At 56.8% G+C, this 19,811-nt stretch carries 17 protein-coding genes; 16 read left to right on the top strand and 1 reads right to left on the bottom strand.

Features of this window, described 5'->3' with window-relative positions; genetic code table 11:
• The first annotated feature begins 10 nt into the window (after positions 1 to 10).
• The 15 genes from MYS68_RS18645 (at position 11) to sigK (ending at position 17,720) form a co-directional block, all read left to right on the top strand.
• Positions 11 to 1,339 (top strand): extracellular solute-binding protein, encoded by a 1,329-nt coding sequence (locus MYS68_RS18645; RefSeq protein ID WP_248927285.1) that lies wholly within the window; start codon positions 11 to 13, stop codon positions 1,337 to 1,339.
• Between the two features lie 107 nt (positions 1,340 to 1,446).
• Positions 1,447 to 2,286, top strand: coding sequence for a sugar phosphate isomerase/epimerase family protein (locus MYS68_RS18640; RefSeq protein WP_248927284.1), 840 nt, complete (start codon positions 1,447 to 1,449; stop codon positions 2,284 to 2,286).
• Position 2,287: 1 nt separating this feature from the next.
• Positions 2,288 to 3,415 carry a Gfo/Idh/MocA family protein gene (locus MYS68_RS18635; RefSeq protein ID WP_248927283.1) on the top strand — a complete coding sequence of 376 codons (1,128 nt, stop codon included), beginning with the start codon at positions 2,288 to 2,290 and terminating at the stop codon, positions 3,413 to 3,415.
• Positions 3,416 to 3,515: 100 nt separating this feature from the next.
• Positions 3,516 to 4,388 carry a carbohydrate ABC transporter permease gene (locus MYS68_RS18630; protein WP_248927282.1) on the top strand — a complete coding sequence of 291 codons (873 nt, stop codon included), beginning with the start codon at positions 3,516 to 3,518 and terminating at the stop codon, positions 4,386 to 4,388.
• A gap of 26 nt (positions 4,389 to 4,414) precedes the next feature.
• Positions 4,415 to 5,242, top strand: a complete 828-nt coding sequence (locus MYS68_RS18625; protein ID WP_248927281.1) for a carbohydrate ABC transporter permease — start codon at positions 4,415 to 4,417, stop codon at positions 5,240 to 5,242.
• Positions 5,243 to 5,354: 112 nt separating this feature from the next.
• On the top strand, positions 5,355 to 7,148 hold the full coding sequence (locus tag MYS68_RS18620; RefSeq protein WP_248927280.1) for a sensor histidine kinase: 1,794 nt from the start codon (positions 5,355 to 5,357) through the stop codon (positions 7,146 to 7,148).
• The gene (locus MYS68_RS18615) at positions 7,145 to 8,725 is read left to right on the top strand and encodes a response regulator (RefSeq protein ID WP_248927279.1); all 1,581 of its coding nucleotides are present in this window, start codon (positions 7,145 to 7,147) and stop codon (positions 8,723 to 8,725) included. The genes MYS68_RS18620 and MYS68_RS18615 overlap by 4 nt, the downstream gene beginning before the upstream one ends.
• Before the next feature lie 36 nt (positions 8,726 to 8,761).
• Positions 8,762 to 9,961: an MFS transporter gene (locus MYS68_RS18610; RefSeq protein WP_248927278.1), complete on the top strand. Its 1,200-nt coding sequence runs from the start codon at positions 8,762 to 8,764 to the stop codon at positions 9,959 to 9,961.
• Between the two features lie 614 nt (positions 9,962 to 10,575).
• Positions 10,576 to 11,646, top strand: coding sequence for a Gfo/Idh/MocA family protein (locus MYS68_RS18605; protein WP_248927277.1), 1,071 nt, complete (start codon positions 10,576 to 10,578; stop codon positions 11,644 to 11,646).
• Between the two features lie 24 nt (positions 11,647 to 11,670).
• Positions 11,671 to 12,546, top strand: coding sequence for a sugar phosphate isomerase/epimerase family protein (locus tag MYS68_RS18600; protein ID WP_248927276.1), 876 nt, complete (start codon positions 11,671 to 11,673; stop codon positions 12,544 to 12,546).
• A 30-nt stretch (positions 12,547 to 12,576) separates the two neighbouring features.
• Entirely contained in the window at positions 12,577 to 13,425 is an 849-nt protein-coding gene (locus tag MYS68_RS18595) for a sugar phosphate isomerase/epimerase family protein (RefSeq protein ID WP_248927275.1), read from the top strand.
• 42 nt (positions 13,426 to 13,467) lie between these two features.
• Positions 13,468 to 14,589, top strand: coding sequence for an alanine racemase (locus tag MYS68_RS18590; RefSeq protein WP_248927274.1), 1,122 nt, complete (start codon positions 13,468 to 13,470; stop codon positions 14,587 to 14,589).
• Positions 14,590 to 14,668: 79 nt separating this feature from the next.
• Complete coding sequence (locus MYS68_RS18585; protein ID WP_248927273.1) at positions 14,669 to 16,297, top strand: N-acyl-D-amino-acid deacylase family protein; 1,629 nt, start codon at positions 14,669 to 14,671, stop codon at positions 16,295 to 16,297.
• 37 nt (positions 16,298 to 16,334) lie between these two features.
• The gene (locus tag MYS68_RS18580; RefSeq protein ID WP_248927272.1) at positions 16,335 to 16,799 is read left to right on the top strand and encodes a RidA family protein; all 465 of its coding nucleotides are present in this window, start codon (positions 16,335 to 16,337) and stop codon (positions 16,797 to 16,799) included.
• Between the two features lie 219 nt (positions 16,800 to 17,018).
• Entirely contained in the window at positions 17,019 to 17,720 is a 702-nt protein-coding gene (gene sigK / locus MYS68_RS18575) for an RNA polymerase sporulation sigma factor SigK (RefSeq protein WP_248927271.1), read from the top strand.
• 161 nt (positions 17,721 to 17,881) lie between these two features.
• Here the strand turns inward: sigK and MYS68_RS18570 are convergent, their stop codons facing one another.
• Positions 17,882 to 18,802 (bottom strand): helix-turn-helix domain-containing protein, encoded by a 921-nt coding sequence (locus MYS68_RS18570; protein WP_248927270.1) that lies wholly within the window; start codon positions 18,800 to 18,802, stop codon positions 17,882 to 17,884.
• Positions 18,803 to 19,107: 305 nt separating this feature from the next.
• On the opposite strand from MYS68_RS18570, the gene MYS68_RS18565 reads away from it, so the two are divergent.
• Positions 19,108 to 19,794 (top strand): GntR family transcriptional regulator, encoded by a 687-nt coding sequence (locus MYS68_RS18565; RefSeq protein ID WP_248927269.1) that lies wholly within the window; start codon positions 19,108 to 19,110, stop codon positions 19,792 to 19,794.
• The last annotated feature ends 17 nt before the right edge of the window (positions 19,795 to 19,811 follow it).

Here is a 19,811-nt window from a genome sequence, read left to right as displayed (position 1 = left end):
AGAGGGTCCCATGAAAAAGCCGGTTCGCAAAACGATGCTGATTGCCGCTTCCATCGCTTTGACCGCAGCCTTAACAGGATGCGGAGATACTGCCGGTCCCACCCAGCAGCAAGGTTCCGGTCAGGCGAAGGACAAAAAAGAAACCGTCACGCTGACGATGGAATACAACTGGTCCACCCCGAACGTGGACAATACGCTGTATAAGGAAAGAATTCAAAAGTTTCTCGAGCAAAATCCGGATATCAAGATCGAAGCGCAGGACATTCCTTCCGCCCAATACCGCACCAAGCTCCGCACCGAGGCGGCAGGCAACAGCATGCCGGATATGTTCGTGCTTTTTCCGAGTGTGGAAATGGAGCCGTATATTGCCGCCGACGTGCTGATGCCGATCGACGAAATTATGGACAACTGGAAAAATATCCTGCCTCCGCAGGCGCTCGCCGGCTATAACGTGAACGGCAAGCAATATGCGATTCCGACCAAGATGACGTTTGTCGACATCATCTATTACCACAAGGACATGCTCGCCAAGGTCGGCTACAACGAGTTTCCGAAAACGTACTCCGACTTCCTGGAGCTGGTGAAGAAGCTGAAGGCTTCCGGAGTCACGCCGCTTGCGATCGGGAACAAAAACAGGTGGCCGATGCAGTCCACCTTCATGTCCGCGGTCGAAGACCGTATCACCGGAAGCGACTTCCTGCCGAAGGTAAACAAGGGGGAAGCGAAGTTTACCGATCCCGATTATGTGAAGGCGCTGAATGTGGTGTCCGATCTCGTCAAGCTCGATGCCTTCAATTCGGACATCAACACGATGGACGAAGTGCAGCAGCAGGACTATTTCCTGCAAAAGAAAGCGGCCATGACGATGACCAGCTCCACCATCGATACGAAATTCCGCAGCGGCAATTCGGATAAAGCGGCCGCCGACAATATCGGCATCGCGCTGTTCCCGGCGATTGAGGGCGGCAAAGGCGACCCGACGAAAAGCGCGGGCGTCATCCAATACGGCATCGGGCTCAGCAAATCGCTGAGCGGGGCGAAGAAGGAAGCGGCGCTGAAGTTTCTGAAATATTTTTACGCTCCCGAGCTGTATCAAAATCTGATGAGCAAAGGCATCGTCGTGCCGGCCAAGGTCGACGCTCCGGCGGATACGAACCCTTATTTGAAAGAGATGCTCAAGCTGACGCAAAACGGTTCGGCGCTTGTGTTCGACAGCGTCATGCAGCCGGCGGTCAAGGATGCGCTGGAAAACGGCATCCAGGCGATCATCACCAAGCAGAAAACCGCGGAGCAGATCGCCAAGGAAATGCAGGACGCCGTCGACAAGGGCAAAAAATAACGCCGCACCGGAGGCGGTTGATTAAATGGGAGGAGCCCATTCCCACCGATTTATCGGCAGCCCCACTTTCGCGTTAGCCGCGATTGCACGAGGGAGGTAAGTAAACTTTGAGCGCTTTATACCTGTCTAACGTTTCTATCGGAGGTTTCTCCTTTTATCAGCTGCTGAGCAGCGGGGAAATGGATATATTCGGATATCTGGAAACCGTCCGGCACCGCTTCGGGCTGCGGTCGGTCGATTTATGGAACGGATTTTTCACGAACCGGGACGACTTTTTCTATCCGGTTGCGGATGACGATACACTTCGAAAAATCAAAGCATCGCTGGATGAAAAAGAGCTGACCGTCGCCAATTTCGCGGTGGACCGGGCCCATATTTGGGACCCGGACCCCGTCATCCGGGAGCGGCTGCACCGAAACGCGCTCGATTATTTGCGGGCGGCCGAGCTGCTTGGCGCACGTACGGTTCGCATCGATACGAGCCGGGGGCCGGTGGAGCGCAGCGAAGAGCAGTTCGCCTACACGGTCGAACGTTACCGCGAATATGCGCAGCGCGCCGCCGACGGCGGATACACGGTAGGGCCGGAAAACCATACCGGCATCTCCCTGGACCCGGTATGGATGAAGGAGCTTGCCGAAGCGGTCGATCATCCGGGATACGGCGTGCTGCTGCACATCGGCCGCTGGCAGGAGGGAGCGCCGCAGGGGGAGCCGCTTCTCGCGCCGTGGGTAAACCACGTGCATCTCGACGCGAAAGCGGCAGCCTCGGAGGATACGGTGAACATCATGCGGATGCTGACGGATCGCGGCTATCGCGGGTACTGGGCCGTCGAGTATAACGCTCCGGCCCATCCTTACATCGAGCTGGAATGGGCGCTTGCTTCGGCGAAACGCTTGCTGGCGCGGGCCGGCTCGCCGGCGGACGGACAAGGAAACGGAGGGACGTAAATTGCGGCAAATCAGATTGGGCGTCGTCGGCGTCGGCATCATCGGAAAAGCGCACCTGGAGGAGTATGCGGGCATTCCCGGCGCGTCGGTGGTCGCCGTGTGCGACATTAACGGGCAGGAAGCCCGCGCGGTGGCGGAGAAATACGGCATCCCGCACGTTTACGCCGACTTCAGGGACATGCTGGCAAGAGACGATATCGATGCGGTGGACGTCTGCCTGCATAATAACTTTCATGCGCCGCTGACCATCGCCGCGCTTCGCGCCGGCAAACACGTATACTGCGAAAAGCCGATCGCCGGCTCCTATTTCGACGGGCAGGCCATGGTGGAGGCGTCCCGCGAATGCGGCAGGATGCTGCATATTCAGCTGGGGACGCTGTACAAGAAGGAGACGAAGGCGGCGAAGGCGCTGATCGCGGACGGGCAGCTCGGCACTTTGTTCCACGCGCGCTCGAACGGTTTTCGCCGCCGGGGCAGGCCTTTCGTAGACGGCTTCGGAACGGCGCATTTCACGCGGAAGGCTTCCGCCGGCGGCGGTGCGCTGCTTGATATGGGAGTTTATCATATCGCGCAAATGCTGTATTTGCTCGGCACGACCGGTGTGGTGCGGATGACGGGCAGAATGTACCAGGAAATGGACATGGACCGGCAGCGCCGCGAGGAAAGCGGCTTCGACGTGGAGGAGCTGGCGACCGGCTTTGTGACTTTGGAAAACGGCGTAACGCTGGATATTTTTGAGGCGTGGGCGGTTCACCTCGGAGGCGTGGAGGGCAGCAGCATCGTCGGCTCGAAGGGCGGAATCCGCCTTCCCTCTTATCATTCCGGCGAGCAGACCGGCGAATTCAGCTTCCATACGACCGTGGCCGACCTTGATTTGAACAGCACCGTCGATTTGAACCGGATGGACATTCGCTGGCACCGCATGAGGGAAAACGAGGATGCCTGCGATTCGTCGCAGCGCCACTGGATAGCGGCGCTGCAAGGACGCGTCCCGCTCTTGCCGACGGCGGAGCTTGCGCTGGCCGTGCAGCTGATCGGCGAAGGATTGTATATTTCCCACACGCAAGGCCGCGAAGTTACCGCGGACGAAGTCAAGGAAACCTCCCGTTCACTTGCTGTCAACATATAACCTTAAGGTCCGGCGAAAAGGGAGCGGAGGAATCGATACGCGACCGCAACTAACCCGTTTTCGCTCAGGCTGCGACAAGATACGTGAAGGGAGGGTGCGTATGCACGCATTGAAACGGGCCGGGTGGAGCGCATTTATCGGAATGCTGCCGGCGCTGGCGATTTATATCGGGATCGCGCTCGTGCCGATCGGCATGTCCTTCTATTATTCGTTTTACAATTGGGACGGATTATCCCCGATGAAATTCATCGGCATCGATAATTTTACGGCAGCTCTAAAAGATGACATTTTCTGGAAAAGTGTGCAAAACAACCTTTTCATGATGGTTACCGGCATTTTCGGACAAATGCCGCTCGGATTGTTTTTCGCGCTGCTGCTGAACCGGTCGCTCAAAGGGCTTAAGGTTTACCGGTCGGTGCTGTTTTTACCCGTCGTCATTTCGGCCGTCATCGTATCGATGATTTGGGGGATGGTGTTCCGGATTGAATCCGGCCTGCTCAACGGCCTGCTCGGTTTGATCGGCCTGGAGCAATGGCGGCAGGATTGGCTCGGCAGCCCGAAGCTCGGCATGCTATCGGTAAGCATTGCCTATATTTGGCAAAACTACGGGTTTTACATGGTCATCTTTCTTGCGGCTTTACAAAATATTTCCGAGGAAATAAAGGAAGCCGCCGTTATGGACGGGGCGACCGGCTGGAGACGATTTTGGTACGTGACTTTGCCGCTGCTGAAGGAAACGATCTGGGTCACGCTGATTTTCGCCATCAGCAACAGCTTCCGCGTTTTCGATCTCATTTACGTGATGACGGCCGGAGGTCCCGCGCATAACACCGAGGTGATGACGATCTACATGTACAACAATGCGTTCCAAAATGCGGACTTCGGTTACGGAAGCGCGATTTCCATGCTGATTCTGCTGTTCAGCCTGATCGCCATCTACGCGGCAAATTTGCTGACGAGGCGCAGCCGGTAAACCGTAACGGCAGAGAAGGAGGAGCCATGCAAACATCACGTTTTAAAATATCGGTCATCCACTCGTTTCTGGCCGTGCTTTGTTTGGCGAACATTATTCCTATCCTTTGGATGATCGTCAGTTCCTTCAAATCCGAGGAAGAATTTTCGGTGAACCCGGTAGGCTGGCCGAAGCTGTGGGATTTCAGCAACTATCCGAAGGCATGGAAGGTCGCCCATCTCGGCACATATTTCTGGAACAGCCTGCTCGTAACGGCGGCCGCAATCGTACTCACGGTGCTGCTCGGCGCCTTATGCTCGTATTTTATAGCCAGATTCGAATTTCGCTGGTCGAAGTGGGTGTACGGTCTCTTTATCGTCGGGATGACGATTCCGATTCACGCCACGCTTGTTCCTATTTTTTCCTTGATGAAAAAGCTAGGGCTGCTGAACACCCAGCTTTCTCTCGTGCTTCCCTACACGGCGTTCCATCTGTCCATCACGATATTTATTCTCGTCGGCTTCATGAAGTCGTTTCCGAAAGATATCGAGGAATCCGCCATCATCGACGGGGGAGGTGCGTACCGGATTTTCTGGTCGATCGTCCTGCCGATGACCAGGCCTGCGCTGGCTACGGTCGTCATCATCAACTTCATTTACAATTGGAATGAATTTTTGTTCGCTTTGGTATTAATCAGCAAAAACGGACTCAAAACGCTGCCGCTCGGGCTGGCGAACTTTGCCGGTACGGAAACGAAGTTTCAGACGATGCAGATGGCGGCTTTGACGATGGCGCTCGCGCCGGTGCTGATCTTTTATATGCTGCTGGAAAAGCAGCTGGTGCAGGGAATGACGGCCGGTGCGGTAAAAGGTTGAATATTTTCCGGTAGATTCCTCCCGAAACTTCTTTTATGATGGATAAAAAGGCGGCATTTTCGGCAGCTGATTCCTGATGAGAAGCTGCCCGTGCCGGGGAGGGGGAGCCTGCGTGAAGTGGAAGCCGGCGAAACTCGGGAGCGTCAGCTTGCGCAAGAAATCGGTTGCGATTTTCGTCCTCTTGGTCACGCTTCCATCGCTGTTTGTCGGGTATGTGTTTCTGAACAGATACGATGCGATCCTGCGGCAGCAGTTCGTCAGTTCCACCGAGAAAAACCTCGGAACGATCGAGATGAACCTGTTTGAGAAAATGAAGGCCGTGGAAGATATGACGGATTATATGATTTATCAAAAGGATTTCCGCAGCTTCATGCAAACTCCGGAAACGCCAGAGACGCAGGACCGGCTGAAGTCGGACCGGGAATCGATCGAAGGTTTCGTCGCCTTCCAGCTGATGTCCAAAAATTATATCAAATCGATTACACTGAAGGGCCTGAATGGCAATGCGATGCAGCTCGGCGAGCCGGTCGACGGGCCCGAGCAGCCCTGGATGGAGCTGGCCAGGTCGAACCGGGGCGGGGTCGTCTGGTCCGATTCGTACCCGTTGGTCAGCGCCTGGACCGGACCGAAGCGTGTCATTTCCTTATTCCGGTTGATCAATTCGTTTGACGATCCGGCCACCTCGGTCGGAATGGTCATCGTCAGGCTGAACGAAGCGGAAATTTCCACGCTTCTGGCCGCCGCCGTTCCGAAGGACCAGGGCTCGCTGTTCATTTTACGGCCGGACGGCACGGTGCTGTTCGATAACGACAAGCAGCTGATCGGCCGGCCATACCCGGTGCCCGGGCTGATCGAGACGGTCCGCCAATTTCCCGGGCAGGTGTCCGCCATCAAATATGAAGGCAAAACGTATTCGGTTATCAGCAGGCAGATGCGATCCACCGGCTGGAGTCTGGTCGCTTTGGTCAAGGACGAGGCGATCGTCGCCAAGACAAGCACGCTGAAAATATCGCTGCAGGTGCTGTTTCTGGCGCTTTTTGTTTTCGGCGTGCTGGCCTTGATCGGCTTTGAGCTGGCGATCATCCGCCCGATGCTGGAGCTGAAGAAACAGACGAGCCGGCTGAAGACCGGCGACTTTTCCGCCCGTGTGACGGTCCGCACGCACGATGAGATTGGCGAGCTGGGCCGACATTTCAACAATATGGTGCAGACGATCAAGGATTTGATCGACAACAAATACAAGCTGGAAATCCGGCAGAAGGAATCCGAGCTGCGCATTTTGCAAAGCCAGATGGATCCGCATTTTCTGTACAACACGCTGGACATGATCCGCTGGACGGCCCGGCTGGAGAAAGCCCAGGAAACGAGCCAGCTCATCGAAGCGCTGTCCGGCTTTTTCCGGATGAGCATGAACCGGGAAAAGCAGATCGCCACGCTGGAAGGCGAGCTCGAGTTCGTCCGCTCGTATTTGAATTTGCAGCAAAAGCGGATGGGCAGCAGGCTGGTTTTCACGCTGCATATGGAGGCGTCGCTGGAGAACGTCCTTCTGCCGCGCCGATTGATTCAACCGCTCGTGGAAAACAGCATCAAACACGGCTTTGTGGCGCGCAAGCGGGGCAGGATCGATGTGCGCTGCTACCGGGGGACGCAGGATGAATTGATCATCGATGTAGCGGACACCGGTGCCGGCTTTACGGAGGAGAAGCTGCGCGACATTCGCCGGGCGTTAGCGGAAAAAAACGGGGATGAGCGGCTGACCGGGCATGCGCTGTGGAACATTCACGAGCTCATCCGACTGATTTACGGCAGCGGCTACGGCGTGGAATTTCCCGCGGAGCTTAACCGGTCCGGAGCTTGCGTCCGGCTGCGGATTCCGATTCAGACGAACGGGCAGGTGGCTGTATGACGATCAAAATGTTAATTGTCGACGACGAACCGATCATATGCCGCGGGCTGCGGGAGACGATTCCGTGGGATACCGTCGGCGTCACGGTGACCGGCGAAGCTTCCGACGGAGCGGAAGCGCTGGAGCTGATCGCCCGGGAGCCGGTCGATCTGGTGCTGACGGATATTCACATGGACGGAATGGACGGTCTGGCTTTGTCCAGGGAGCTGAGAAGCAAGTATCCGCATATCCGCATCATTATTCTCAGCGGATACGACGACTTCGAATACGCCCGTCAAGCCATTCGCATCGGCGTGGAGGATTTTTTGCTGAAGCCCGTCGATATCGACGAGCTGATGGCGATGGTGCGCCGAATCGGAGAGGAGCTCGCACAGGAAGCGGAAGGCCGCAAGCGGCATATACGCGACGGCTGGCTCCATTGGCTGAACCGTTTGCTGCAAAGCGGCGGCTCCTTCCCCGAAGGGGAGGATCGGCCTGCGGTGCCGGAAGGAGCGACCGGCTTTCGGTTTGCCGTCAGCCAGTTGGAAAATTACGGGCTGTGGGCCGGCCGCCTGGCGGATGAAGAACGCAAGTCGCTGCGCCGCAATTGGGAGCATGCGCTTCACGATGCGCTGGGCGGGGAGGGGCTTGACGCGTATTCGCTGTTTTGGCATCCGAACGTGCTGGTCACGCTGTGCATCGAATTCCGTGCAGCGGACATCGATGGCTTGAGGGCGGCGCTGTCCGGGATTACAGTGCCGCAGGCGGAGGAAAGCCGTCTGCTGATCGGCATTTCCCCGGTTTTCCACGGGTTTTCCGAAGCTTATGCCCGCTTTGAAGAGGCCATGGCGGCGGTACAGCTCATTCCGACGCTTAAGGAGCGGACGGTGCTGATCGGCGAGGCGGCGGCGGTCCGCCGCAAAAACCGGGGCGCCTCGATCGCGGCCGAGCTGGAGACCCGGATGCTCGGCTTGCTTTTCGGCGACAGCGAGGCCGAGCTCGACATGGCGGCGGCGGAGCTGATGGAGACGGCCCGGGAGAAGGGCATCCATCCGGCCGACATTGCGCTCGCCGTCAAGGAGCTGAAGATCGCCGTCCGGCGCAGGCTGCGCAGCGGCAGCGCCGCCCTTTCGGAGGAGATCGAGGCGCTGCTGGCCGTTGACATCGATCTTTTTGCCCATAATTCGTACCGGTCGCTGGAGTCGCTCCTTCGCGGCGAGCTGAAGTCGCTGTTTAACCTGATCCGCTCCTCCGCCCACGGCAAAAACCACTGGATGATCGACCGCGTCAAAAAGTATATCGAATCGCGCTACAGCAGCGATGTGAAGGCGTCCGAAGTGGCGGCGTGGCTGCAAATTACGCCGAATTATTTCAGCATCGTGTTCAATCAATATTTCGGCAAAGGCTTTGCGGAATATTTGAACGAGGTGCGCATCGAGCACGCCAAAGCGATGCTGAGCGCTACGCACGACCGGGTGTTTGAGATCGCGGAAAAGGTCGGCTACAACGATTACAAATATTTCTGCTCGATCTTTAAGTCCTACACGGGGCTTACGCCTACGCAGTACCGTAAAATTGCCGAGTCGACATCCGCTTAAGGCGGCAGGCGGGTGCGGGTAAGGGGGTGAGACGTTATGGAGGCGGAGTCGGCCTGTCGGACGAACGTGCGGTCGTTTGCCGCGATCAAGGGCTTTAACTTTTTCATTTACGGCGCGATTGCGGTTTACACGTCTTTTTTTCCGCTTTATATGAAATCGATCGGCGTTTCGGCGCTGCACACCGGTCTGATTATGGCCGGCGGGCCGTTTATTTCCATTGTGGCGAATCCGTTTTGGGGCTACATGAGCGACCGCTGGAATAATATAAAACGGGTGCTGCTTGTGCTGCTGTCCGGCAGTACGGCCGTCATGCTGACGGTATTTTTCGGGGGCTCCTCTTCGCTTGCGGCGCTGTTTGCGCTGATGCTCGCATACTTTTTTTTCCAAAGCCCGCTTTTTTCGCAAAGCAACAGTTTGATCCTGGACGCGATCGAAAATACAGAGCTGCGCTTCGGCGCATTCCGGCTTTGGGGTTCGCTCGGCTGGGCGCTGATAGCGGCGGCCGCCGGCCCGGTTTTGGGGAGCATCGGCATCGGCCGCTTTTGGGCCGTATACGGCATTCTCATGCTCGTTTCCATCAGAATCGCTTTCGCGCTTCCGCAGGGGAAACCGCGGCCGAAGGCGGAAGCGGGGCATGGCGGGTACCTGCGTATTTTCGCGAGCAAGCGGTTTATTGCATTTTTGGCGATCGGCGTTCTGATCTCGATCCCGAACGGAATGAACACGGCGTTCGTATCGATCTATATGTCCGACCTCGGGGGGCATGAAGGGTTGATCGGGGTGTCCGCTTTTTTGACGTCGATTTTCGAGATTCCGGTGTTTCTGCTGTTCGACCGGTATTTGCCGAAAATCGGCCGAGCCTTGATCGGCTGCCTGTGCGCGGTAAGCCTTCTGTATGCGGCGAGGTGGCTGCTGATGTCTTCGGCAGGTTCCGCTTACGAGGTCGCCGTCATCCAAATGATGAACAGCGTCACGTTCGGAGGGTATTACTATATCGGCACGCAGCTTACATACTCGCTGGTGCCCCGCGAGTACCGGGCTTCCGGCCAGGCGCTGTATGCGCTGAGCTGGGGCGGGCTGTCTGGCATCATCGCCGGCATAGCCGGGGGCTGGGTGTTCCAGCACGAGGGTGCGGTCGCGATGTACCGGCTTGGCGCCGTGCTGGCCTTATTCGGGGCCGCCGGGTTTCTGGCCATGTTCGCGCTGGCGAAGCGAAAGGCCGTTTCGTCGGAGTGACGGACGAGCGCATGTGCGTCATGGGTATGGGTACGGGTACGGGCAGGCTAACGGTTGCCGGCGAGCTTATTTGGCTCAAAAACGTCATTTTTACATGGTAACGGTTGTAGATGAGCTTATTCCGCATCTTGTATCCCTCAAAACGACGAAAGTTCGCAAATAACCGCACTGGCAACCGTTACCGTTTTGATCTTACCCTTTTGGCCCTTATAGGCTCAGCTGCAACCGTTACAGCCTGTACCGTACGAACCGCATAGGCAAACCGACCGCTGCACATTGATTGCATAAACCGATACCATACGTAGAACCGAAACCTACCGTTGCACGATGTACCGCATGAGCCGAAACCAAACGTTACACCACGTAACGCATGAGCTGAAACGTCTGTTACACCATGTGCTGCATAGGTCGCAACCGTCCGTTACACCATGTACCGCATGAGCCGAAACCGACCGCTGCACCACGTAAATGTTTAGTTCAACTTGTATAAAACACAAATGTATCTTTATCGAAATGGCTTCGATCGGATAACTTCCGCCGAATCAGGGTCACTCATCCTCAAAGGACTTCGTCAGAGTTCATCTTTTACCTAATCTCAAGGAGGCGTTACGTTTATGGGCAAACTTAAAGTAGGCGTCATCGGCGCAGGTTCGATTTCCGCCATGCATCTGAGCTCGTATGCAAACAACCCGGAGGTCGAGCTCGCCGCCATTTGCGATATGAACCGCGGGCGCGCGGAGGAAAAGGCGGCGAAGTACAACATTCCAAACGTCTACACCGACGCTAGTGACCTGCTGGGGAACGGGGATGTGGATGCGGTGAGCATCTGCACCTGGAACAACACGCACGCCGAGTTCAGCATCGCCGCGCTGGATGCCGGCAAGCACGTGCTTTGCGAGAAGCCGCTTTGCCAGACGGTGGAGCAGGCGCTGGCGGTGCAGGAGGCGGTCCGCCGAAGCGGCAAGGTGTTTCAGGTCGGCTTCGTCCGCCGCTATGGCCAGACGACGCAAATATTGCGGCGGTTTATCGATGCCGGCGAGCTGGGCGAGATTTATTACGCGAAGGCGAGTTATCTGCGCCGTCTCGGCAATCCCGGCGGCTGGTTCAGCGACAAGGAGCGCTCCGGCGGCGGTCCGCTGATCGACATCGGCGTGCATGCGATCGATTTATGCTGGTATTTGATGGGCAAGCCGAAGGTGAAGTCGGTGTCCGGCAATACATACCGCAAGCTGGGCAACCGCGCGAACGTGCAGCATTTATCTTTTTATAAAGCGGCGGATTACGATGCGGACAAAAACGATGTCGAGGATTTGGCGAACGCGCTGATCCGCTTCGAGAACGGCGCGTCGCTTATGGTGGACGTGAGCTTTACGCTGCATGCGGTCAAAAACGAAACGACGATTTCGATCCACGGCACCAAGGGGGGAGCCCAGGTGGAACCCGAACTGCTGCTGGCCACGGAGCGTCACGACGTGATGTTAAACCTACAGCCGCAGGCCGACCGGCTATCGTTTGATTTCGAAGCGGGCTTTCAAAGCGAGATCGACCATTTTGTCGGCTGCTGCCAAGGACGTTTGGAGCCGGTCAGTCCCGTCGAGGACGGCGTCGAGATGATGAAAATATTGTGCGCCATTTACGAATCCGCGGCCGAAGGAAAAGAAATCCGCTTCGATGGCGAGCGCTGAGCCGCTTAAGGGGAGGAAAATCTTATGAAGCTGACGAACAAAATCGGCGTGATGGTGGACAGCTTCGGCGTCGGCGTGCGCCAAGGGCTGGTGAAGGCGCGAGAAGTCGGCGCCGACGGCGTGCAGATATATGCCGTTGCAGGCGAGATGGACCCGCGCGCGCTGACGGCGGCGGACCGCCGGGAACTGAAGACGTATATTGAAGATCTCGGCCTCGAGGTTTCCGCGCTGTGCGGGGACCTTGGCGGCCACGGTTTTCAGGACCGCAAGGCAAATCCGGAAAAAATCGACATGTCGAAGCGGATTTTGGAGCTGGCGCTCGATCTGGGCACGCGGATCGTCACGACGCATATCGGGATTGTGCCGGAGAACCCGGGCGACGAAGTGTATGAGGCGATGCAGACGGCATGCGAGGAGCTCGGGCAGTACGCGAAAAGCATGGACGCCTTCTTCGCGATCGAAACGGGGCCGGAGACGGCGGCCCATTTGAAATCGTTTTTGGATACGCTGAGCACAAACGGCGTATCCGTCAACTTCGATCCCGCCAATATGGTGATGGTGACCGGGGACGACCCGGTCCAAGGCGTGCGGCTGCTCAAGGACTACATCGTCCATACGCATGTGAAGGACGGTCTGCGGCTGCGCGAGGTCGATCCGCGGCTGGTATACGGCGCGCTCGGTTTCGATCCGATGGATCATGAGCATATTGCGCAGATGGCCGCGGGCGGCGACAGCTTCCGCGAGGTGCCGTTAGGCGAAGGCTCGGTCGACTTCGACAGCTATTTTGCCGCGTTGACGGAGATCAGGTACGAAGGTTATTTGACCATCGAGCGGGAAGTGGGCGAGCGCCCGGAGGACGACATCCGCAAAGCCGTGCAGTTCATTAAAAGGTACCGTTAAGCGCCGGATGGGGATATGGGAGGGAATAACGTGAAAACAAGCCTGAGCGTATGGAGCTGCCATTCGTATTTTTACAATCATACATGGAAAAACATCGACTTCATCCGGTTCGCGGGCCGCGAAACCCGCGCCGCTGGCGTGGAGCTGCTTCACCGCTTCTGGTATCCCGATGACGAGAGCCAATCTGCGATCGAAAGGGCGCTGCAGCAGGAAAATCTCGAGGTGGCCTGCGTCGGGGCGAGCAACAATTTCGCGCTGCCGGATGCACAGGAGCGCGCCGGACAGCTGCGGCAGATCACGGAATCGGTCGATATCGCCGCGGCTTACGGGGCGAAGGTCGTGCGCGTCTTTTCCGGCAACCGCCAGGAAGGCGTCGATTTTGCCGAAGCTCGGCGCTGGATCGTCGATGGGCTGAAAGCGGCGGCCGATTACGCCGGCCGCAAAAACGTCGTGTTATGTTTGGAAAACCACGGCTTGTTTGCCGGAAAGGCGGAGCAGGTGCGGGATATCATCCGCGCTGTGGACTCCGAGGCGCTGCGCAGCACGTTTGATATGGGCAACTTTTTGCTGGTCGGCGAGCTGCCCGGCGACGCTCTGGATGTGCTGCAGCCGCTCGTGAATCACGTGCATGCCAAAGATTTTGTACCGGTGGACGGCGGCTATGCCGGAAACACCTACTCGGCATTAAACGGCGACCGTTATGCCGGCAAAGTGCTGGGCGAAGGCGGCGTCGATGTGCACAGTCTGCTGGCCCGGCTTCATCAAGGCGGCTATGATGGGTGGGTCTCGGTCGAATTCGAAGGCGACGAGGAGCAGCGCGACGGTTCGATCCGTTCGGTGGAATATGTGCAAAAGGCGCTGGAGTCGATCCGCAGCTAAAGCGGGATAAGCGTCAAGTAAAACGGAGGACCCGCTTGTGAGATGATTCCCGACATTTCAAAGGAGGAGAATGTATTGCCGGAAACCCCTTGTTTGCTAATCGACGTACCGACGATGATGGCGAATATTCGCGTTATGGCGGACGCCGCGCAGCGCTGCGGTGTAGCGCTGCGTCCCCATGCCAAGACGCATAAAATCCCGTCCGTAGCCAAAGCTCAGCTGGAAGCGGGCGCGGTCGGCATCACCGTCGCGAAAATTTCCGAAGCCGAAGTGATGGCGGAGCACGGCATCGGAGATATTTTTGTCGCCTATCCGCTGGTGACGCCGTCAAAAATTGAAAGAGCGGCGCGGCTTGGCAGGAGGATCCGGCTAATCGTCGGCGTGGACGGCGAAGAAGGCGCGCGCCGGTTGTCGGAGGAGGCCGGACGGCTTGGAGTCACGTTCCAGGTGCGGCTGGAAATCGATACCGGGCTGCAGCGGACCGGCGTATCCCGGGAGCAGGCCGCGGCTCTGGCCCGGCGTATTCATGAGCTTCCCCATTTGCAGCTGACGGGCATTTTCACGTTCCGCGGCGCGCTCCTCGAGGGCAAGCCGACGATGGAATTGCAGCGCGCAGGCCGCGAGGAAGGCGAGCTGATGGTGCAGCTCGCCGAAACGATGCGGGCGGACGGGATCCCGATCGCCGACGTCAGCGTCGGCTCGACGCCGACCGGCCTTTACGCCGCGCAGGTAAAGGGCGTGACGGAAATCCGCCCCGGCACCTACGTGTTTTACGACCGGATGCAGGCCGCCTTCGGCGTCTGCTCGCTGAGTGACTGCGCGGCGTTCATCGAAGCGACGGTCGTCAGCCGCCCGTCGCCGCACTACGCGGTTATCGACGGCGGCAGCAAGACGTTTGCGACCGACGTTCAGCCGGGAACCAACCCGCTGCAGCTGAAAGGCTTCGGCCATATTCTCGAAGCGCCGGAGGCGGTGCTGGAACGGCTTTCCGAGGAGCACGGCGTCATTCGTCTCGAGCCGCATCACCCGCTCAAGGTAGGCGACCGCGTCCGCATCGTCCCGAATCACGTATGCAGCACGCTTAATTTGCACAATCATATTTATTTCGTGGACGGCGGCCGGGTGGAAAAGGTGCCCGTGCTGGCGCGGGGCATGCTGGAATAACGCCGGGTCAACCGGAAGCCGGAAGTCGGAAAGCCGGGAAATCAGGAGAGGGAAACTTCCGGGAAAGGGGACTTTGACGATGCTGGACTTAATTATTCGAAACGGGAAAATCGTCGACGGCACAGGCAATCCGTGGTTTTACGGAGACGTCGGCATAGCGGACGGCAAAATCGCCGCCGTCGGCCGGCTGGATGTGGAGGCGGGGCGGATTATCGATGCGCGGAAACACGTCATCTCGCCGGGATTTATCGACGGACACTGCCATTCCGATCTGATGATTCTCGATTATCCGTACAGTGAGATCAAGCTACGCCAGGGCGTTACGACGGAGGTGATCGGCAACTGCGGTCTCGCTCCGGCGCCGTTTGTCGCGGAACGGGCGGAAATGCTGCAAACGTACGTCCAGCCGGTGCTCGGCTCGACCAAATGGAAGTGGCCATGGGGAACGGTCGGCGAATATATGGATCATGTGGCCGCTTCCCGTCCGTCCGAGCATGTGGCGACCTATGTCGCCCACGGCGCGCTGCGCATCGCGGCGATGGGCTTCGCGAACCGGCCGGCGACGTCCGCCGAGCTGGGGCATATGAAGCGGCTGCTGGAGGAAGGGCTGCAGGCCGGCGCGATCGGCTTCTCGATCGGGCTGCTGTATGCGCCGGGCAGTTATACGTCCAAGGAGGAGTTGGCGGAGCTCTGCCGCGTGCTGCCGAAATACGGCGGCATCTTCTCCACGCACATCCGCGGCGAAGGCAACAATTTGCTTCCTTCGGTGAAGGAAGTCATCTGGATCGCCGAACAAAGCGGCGTCCCTCTGCATATCAGCCATTTGAAGGCAGCCGGCAAACGCAACTGGGGCCAAACGCTGGACGCGCTCGAGCTGATCGCGGACGCGCGAGCCCGCGGTCTGGACGTCACGTGCGACGTGTACCCCTACACCGCAGGCTCCACGATGCTGACCACGGTGCTTCCGCCCTGGACGCTGGAAGGCGGCATCGCCGGCACGCTGGAACGCTTCCGCGATCCGGCGCTGCGCAAGCGGATCAAGCAGGAGCTCGGCGAGGAGCAAACGGAGTGGGACAACCTCGTCTGCTCCACCGGCTGGCAGGCGGTGATCGTCTCGTCGGTCCGCCATCCCGGACACGCGGCGCTGGAAGGCAAATCGATCGCCGAAATCAGCGAGGAGCGCGGTCAGCATCCGGTCGACTGCGTGATGGATTTGCTGCTGGAGGAGGACGGTCAAGTATCCATCGTATATTTTCACATGTCCGACAGCGACGTCGACCAGGTGGTCGGCTGGGAGCAATCGCTGATTGCCTCCGACAGCCTCCACTGCGAAACCGGCAAGCCGCACCCGCGGCTGTACGGCTCGTTCCCGCGCCTGTTTTCCCGGTACGTGCGGGAGAAAAAAACGCTGTCGCTGGAGCAGGCCGTGCGCAAGGTAACCTCGTTCCCGGTGCAGCGGTTCCGGCTTGGCAAACGCGGGCTGATCGTGCCGGGCTACGCCGCCGATCTGACGGTATTCGACCCGGCGGCGATTCGCGACACGGCCACTTATCAGGAGCCGCGGCAATATCCGGAGGGCATCTCCCATGTCATCGTCGGCGGGAATTTGACGCTGGACGCAGGCGTACATACGACGGCGCGAGAAGGTATGCTCCTGCGCGCCGGCCTGTGCAGCTGCGGCTCGGGCTCGGGACATCATCCTCGGTGATTTTTATACTAACCACGATCTAAAGGAGTCGGTTCACATGTCCAAAATTGAAGCGCGTCTGAAAGAACTGAACATCGAGCTGCCCCCCGTGGGAGAGCCTCGTTTCTCCTATATTCCGTGCAACCGGACCGGCAATCTGCTGTACTTGTCCGGCCAGGACTGCCGCATCGACGGCGTCCTCATGTACGAAGGCAAGCTCGGCAGCGATCTGACGATCGAGCAGGGGCAGCAGGCGGCGCGGCAGGTGATCATCAATTGTCTTGCCGTCATGAAGAGCTACCTCGGCGACCTCGACCGCGTCGTGAAAATCGTCAAGCTGCTCGGCTTCGTCAACAGCGCGCCCGGCTTCGCCGATCAGCCTTACGTCATGAACGGCGCGTCCAATTTGCTGATCGACGTTTTCGGCGAGAGCGGGCGGCACGCCAGATCCGCCATCGGCACGAGCGATCTGCCTTTTCATACGCCGGTGGAAATCGAGCTGATTGTTGAGATTCGGGATTAGGCTCGTTCCGCGGCCGAAATACCCTCCGGAATGAATGCGATCAAAAGCCATGCCTTCTCTGCCAGCAGAGATGGGGCATGGCTTTTTTGCCGGCTGCTTCGATCCAGGAAATCGTCTATCTCTCCGTCCTGCGGAGAGTTAGTATTTTTAAGCTGTACATGCACGGTTAGGCACGGGCCCACATAAGATGATACTAATCTCATCATGGGGGTGGCTGACGTGCCTGGATTATTTTCCGCGATAGCACTGTTCATTAAAGAATTAATGCTGCTGGTTTCATATGTAAAAAACAATGCTTTTCCCCAACCGCTCGCCGAAGATGAAGAAGAAAAGCATTTGAGGTTAATGGCCCAAGGCAATCAGCATTCGAGAAATTTGCTCATCGAGCATAATCTGCGTCTCGTGGCCCACATCGTCAAAAAATTCGACAATACCGGTGAGGATCTGGAAGACCTCATCTCCATCGGTACTATTGGCTTGATCAAAGCGATCGAATCGTTTTCGCCGGATAAAGGCACGAAGCTTGCAACGTTCGCGGCACGTTGTATCGAGAACGAAATTCTCATGCATTTGCGTTCGCTCAAAAAAACACGCAAGGACGTCTCTTTGCACGACCCCATCGGGACCGACAAGGAGGGCAATGAAATCACGCTCATCGATATTCTCGGTACGGAGGCCGACGATGTTGTAGATAAAGTGCAGCTGAAGATCGAGAAAAGCAAAATTTACCGTAATTTGGATATATTGGACGAACGGGAACGGGAGGTCGTCGTCGGCCGATTCGGCCTCGAGGCCGGCGGCGAGGAGCGGACGCAGCGGGAGATCGCGAAGGAGCTGGGCATCTCGCGCTCGTACGTGTCACGGATCGAGAAGCGCGCGCTGATGAAGCTGTACCATGAGTTTTATAAGCAAAAACGCTGAATAATCGACCGAAAAGCTTCATTCCGCTTGATCGGATAAAGACACACGAAATGCTGTAAAAGCCATTTCTGAAGAGCCCGGCGCGGGAAAACCGTACGCCGGGTTCTTTGGGATTGGGGCCATCGGTTGGGTGTACCTCTCTACCCGGAGAAGGGAGTTAGTCACCCCCTCCTACTCGATTCGTTTGGGCTACCACGCTCTGCGCTGCTTCTGCACTCGCTTGGGGTCATGGCGGTCCAGCGCTTAAACTGGCGGCTGAAGTGGGCGCTTGATTTATACCGGAGGATCATGGCGATATGATCTATGGACAAGTCCGTCTGAAGCAGCAGGCGCCGGGCTTCGCTTAACAAAATTTCCGACATATATTTGCGGGGAGCCTTCCCGTAAACCTGTTGAAATATCCGGTTCACCTGGGATGGACTTAATTTTAAGGATTCGGCTATATCTTGGACGAATTTTCTTTCGCTGTCTTCCAATTGGCCATGAAGCAGGTTGCTGCGGATCGAAGCCTCAATATATTCGGCGATGCGGCTGGCCAGTAATTCCTTCTTCGTAAGCACGACGTTGTCAGTTTGAGACAGATGTTCCACCAACGTTCCCAAAAGCCCAAACACGGCTGCGTACACCTTCATGCTTTTTGCGGCGGAAAGCGATCGACTCTTGTTTTCAACCGCAAGATTGCATAAGTCCGTTAGGAAGGGAGTCAACTCTTTGACAAGGGGAGAGGAGGCTTCGTAGCAGGCGGCTTGATGGCGCTCCAGCTCTTTGGAGAAAGCGGGATCGGCTACACTGAAGTGCACGCAAAAATAAGTGAAACCACGAGAGCCTGCCGACTTGCACGAATGGATGATTCCCGGACGTATGAAAAGCAGATCTCCCTTTTTTTGATCGTAAATCTGCCCCTCGACGATCATCTTCATGTCCCCTTCGACCATCCAATGAAGCTCGTATATAGGATGTTCATGGGATGGATATGTCCACCGGGAACCCACTTCGCGAATATGCATCCCCATCAGATGAAAGGACATTCGAACGTCGGGAAGCCTGCCTATTTCAACGGAATCGACGATCATTTCAGACATAGTATACGTCCTCCTTGTTCTCCGAACTATTCCATACCCATTATACAGCGCTTTCAAATGGGAGGGAATGCAAGAAATGGGTAATGTTTTTCACGATTAGCGCATCGTCAACCTTGTTGTATTGGTGGTATGTTAGTATTATCACGGGCCGAATCCATGGAAAGAGGGCGGCCGGTTAAGCTTAATAATCGATCCGGCTCACTCATCTAACTGGTATACTAGTGTAACTAGTCATCCTAATTTTTGCAAGCGATTTTGCAAGCACTTAAAGAATGTATGGCGGCTCGTCGTGCTGGAGGAATCTTATGAGTATTCGGATTGACGTTTCAAGAGACAAAAGAGGACTCGTCCGGGATTTCGTTTACGAAACTTTGAAGAAAAACATTATGGAGCTGCGACTCGAGCCGGGGCGGTTTATCTTGGAAAAAGAACTGGTCGAAATGCTCCAGGTGAGCAGGACGCCGATTCGTGAAGCATTGGTTAAACTCACTCAGGAGGAATTAATCGAAACCACTCCTCAGAAGGGCTCCATCATATCGCTTATCGATTTGCAGCATGCGGAAGAATCCCGGTTTATCAGAAAAACCTTGGAATCCGCCGTTGTTCGGGAAGCATGCGAACTGCTCGACAAGGAACAGGTGCTTCATCTGCAAAATCTTGTCTCGCTGCAAGAACTGTGCGAATCCGAACAGAATTATGGGCGTCTGTTTGAGCTCGATGAAGAGTTTCACAAATCGATTATGATCGGCTGCGGCCGGGACCGTACGTGGGGACTTATTCAACAAATGGCGACGCATGACAACCGCATCCGGATTTTACGGCTTGCTTCCGATTCCGACTGGAAAATCATACTTGCCCAGCATCATGGAATTGTTCGCGCCATCAAGGAGAAGGACCCCGACCAAGCGGAAAAAATGCTAAGGGATCATTTGGAGCTGGTCTTGGTTGAAAAAGAAAGTTTAAAACAGAAGCACGCCAAGTTTTTTAAATAAATCTCAAGGAGTGAAAG

The sequence above is a fragment of the Paenibacillus hamazuiensis genome, from assembly GCF_023276405.1.
In the GTDB taxonomy this organism is placed as follows: Bacteria; Bacillota; Bacilli; order Paenibacillales; family NBRC-103111; genus Paenibacillus_AF; species Paenibacillus_AF hamazuiensis.
Note: the sequence above shows the minus strand (reverse complement) of the source record. Positions and strands in the feature narration are given on the sequence as shown.

Coding starts and splice junctions, on each gene's coding strand:
- MYS68_RS18570 (WP_248927270.1), bottom strand. CDS start 18,802: ATGTCTGAAATGATCGTCGATTCCGTTGAAATAGGCAGGCTTCCCGAC.
- MYS68_RS18600 (WP_248927276.1), top strand. CDS start 11,671: ATGAAGCTGACGAACAAAATCGGCGTGATGGTGGACAGCTTCGGCGTC.
- MYS68_RS18590 (WP_248927274.1), top strand. CDS start 13,468: ATGATTCCCGACATTTCAAAGGAGGAGAATGTATTGCCGGAAACCCCT.
- MYS68_RS18645 (WP_248927285.1), top strand. CDS start 11: ATGAAAAAGCCGGTTCGCAAAACGATGCTGATTGCCGCTTCCATCGCT.
- MYS68_RS18625 (WP_248927281.1), top strand. CDS start 4,415: ATGCAAACATCACGTTTTAAAATATCGGTCATCCACTCGTTTCTGGCC.
- MYS68_RS18630 (WP_248927282.1), top strand. CDS start 3,516: ATGCACGCATTGAAACGGGCCGGGTGGAGCGCATTTATCGGAATGCTG.
- MYS68_RS18565 (WP_248927269.1), top strand. CDS start 19,108: ATGAGTATTCGGATTGACGTTTCAAGAGACAAAAGAGGACTCGTCCGG.
- MYS68_RS18580 (WP_248927272.1), top strand. CDS start 16,335: ATGTCCAAAATTGAAGCGCGTCTGAAAGAACTGAACATCGAGCTGCCC.
- MYS68_RS18585 (WP_248927273.1), top strand. CDS start 14,669: ATGCTGGACTTAATTATTCGAAACGGGAAAATCGTCGACGGCACAGGC.
- MYS68_RS18610 (WP_248927278.1), top strand. CDS start 8,762: ATGGAGGCGGAGTCGGCCTGTCGGACGAACGTGCGGTCGTTTGCCGCG.
- MYS68_RS18615 (WP_248927279.1), top strand. CDS start 7,145: ATGACGATCAAAATGTTAATTGTCGACGACGAACCGATCATATGCCGC.
- MYS68_RS18605 (WP_248927277.1), top strand. CDS start 10,576: ATGGGCAAACTTAAAGTAGGCGTCATCGGCGCAGGTTCGATTTCCGCC.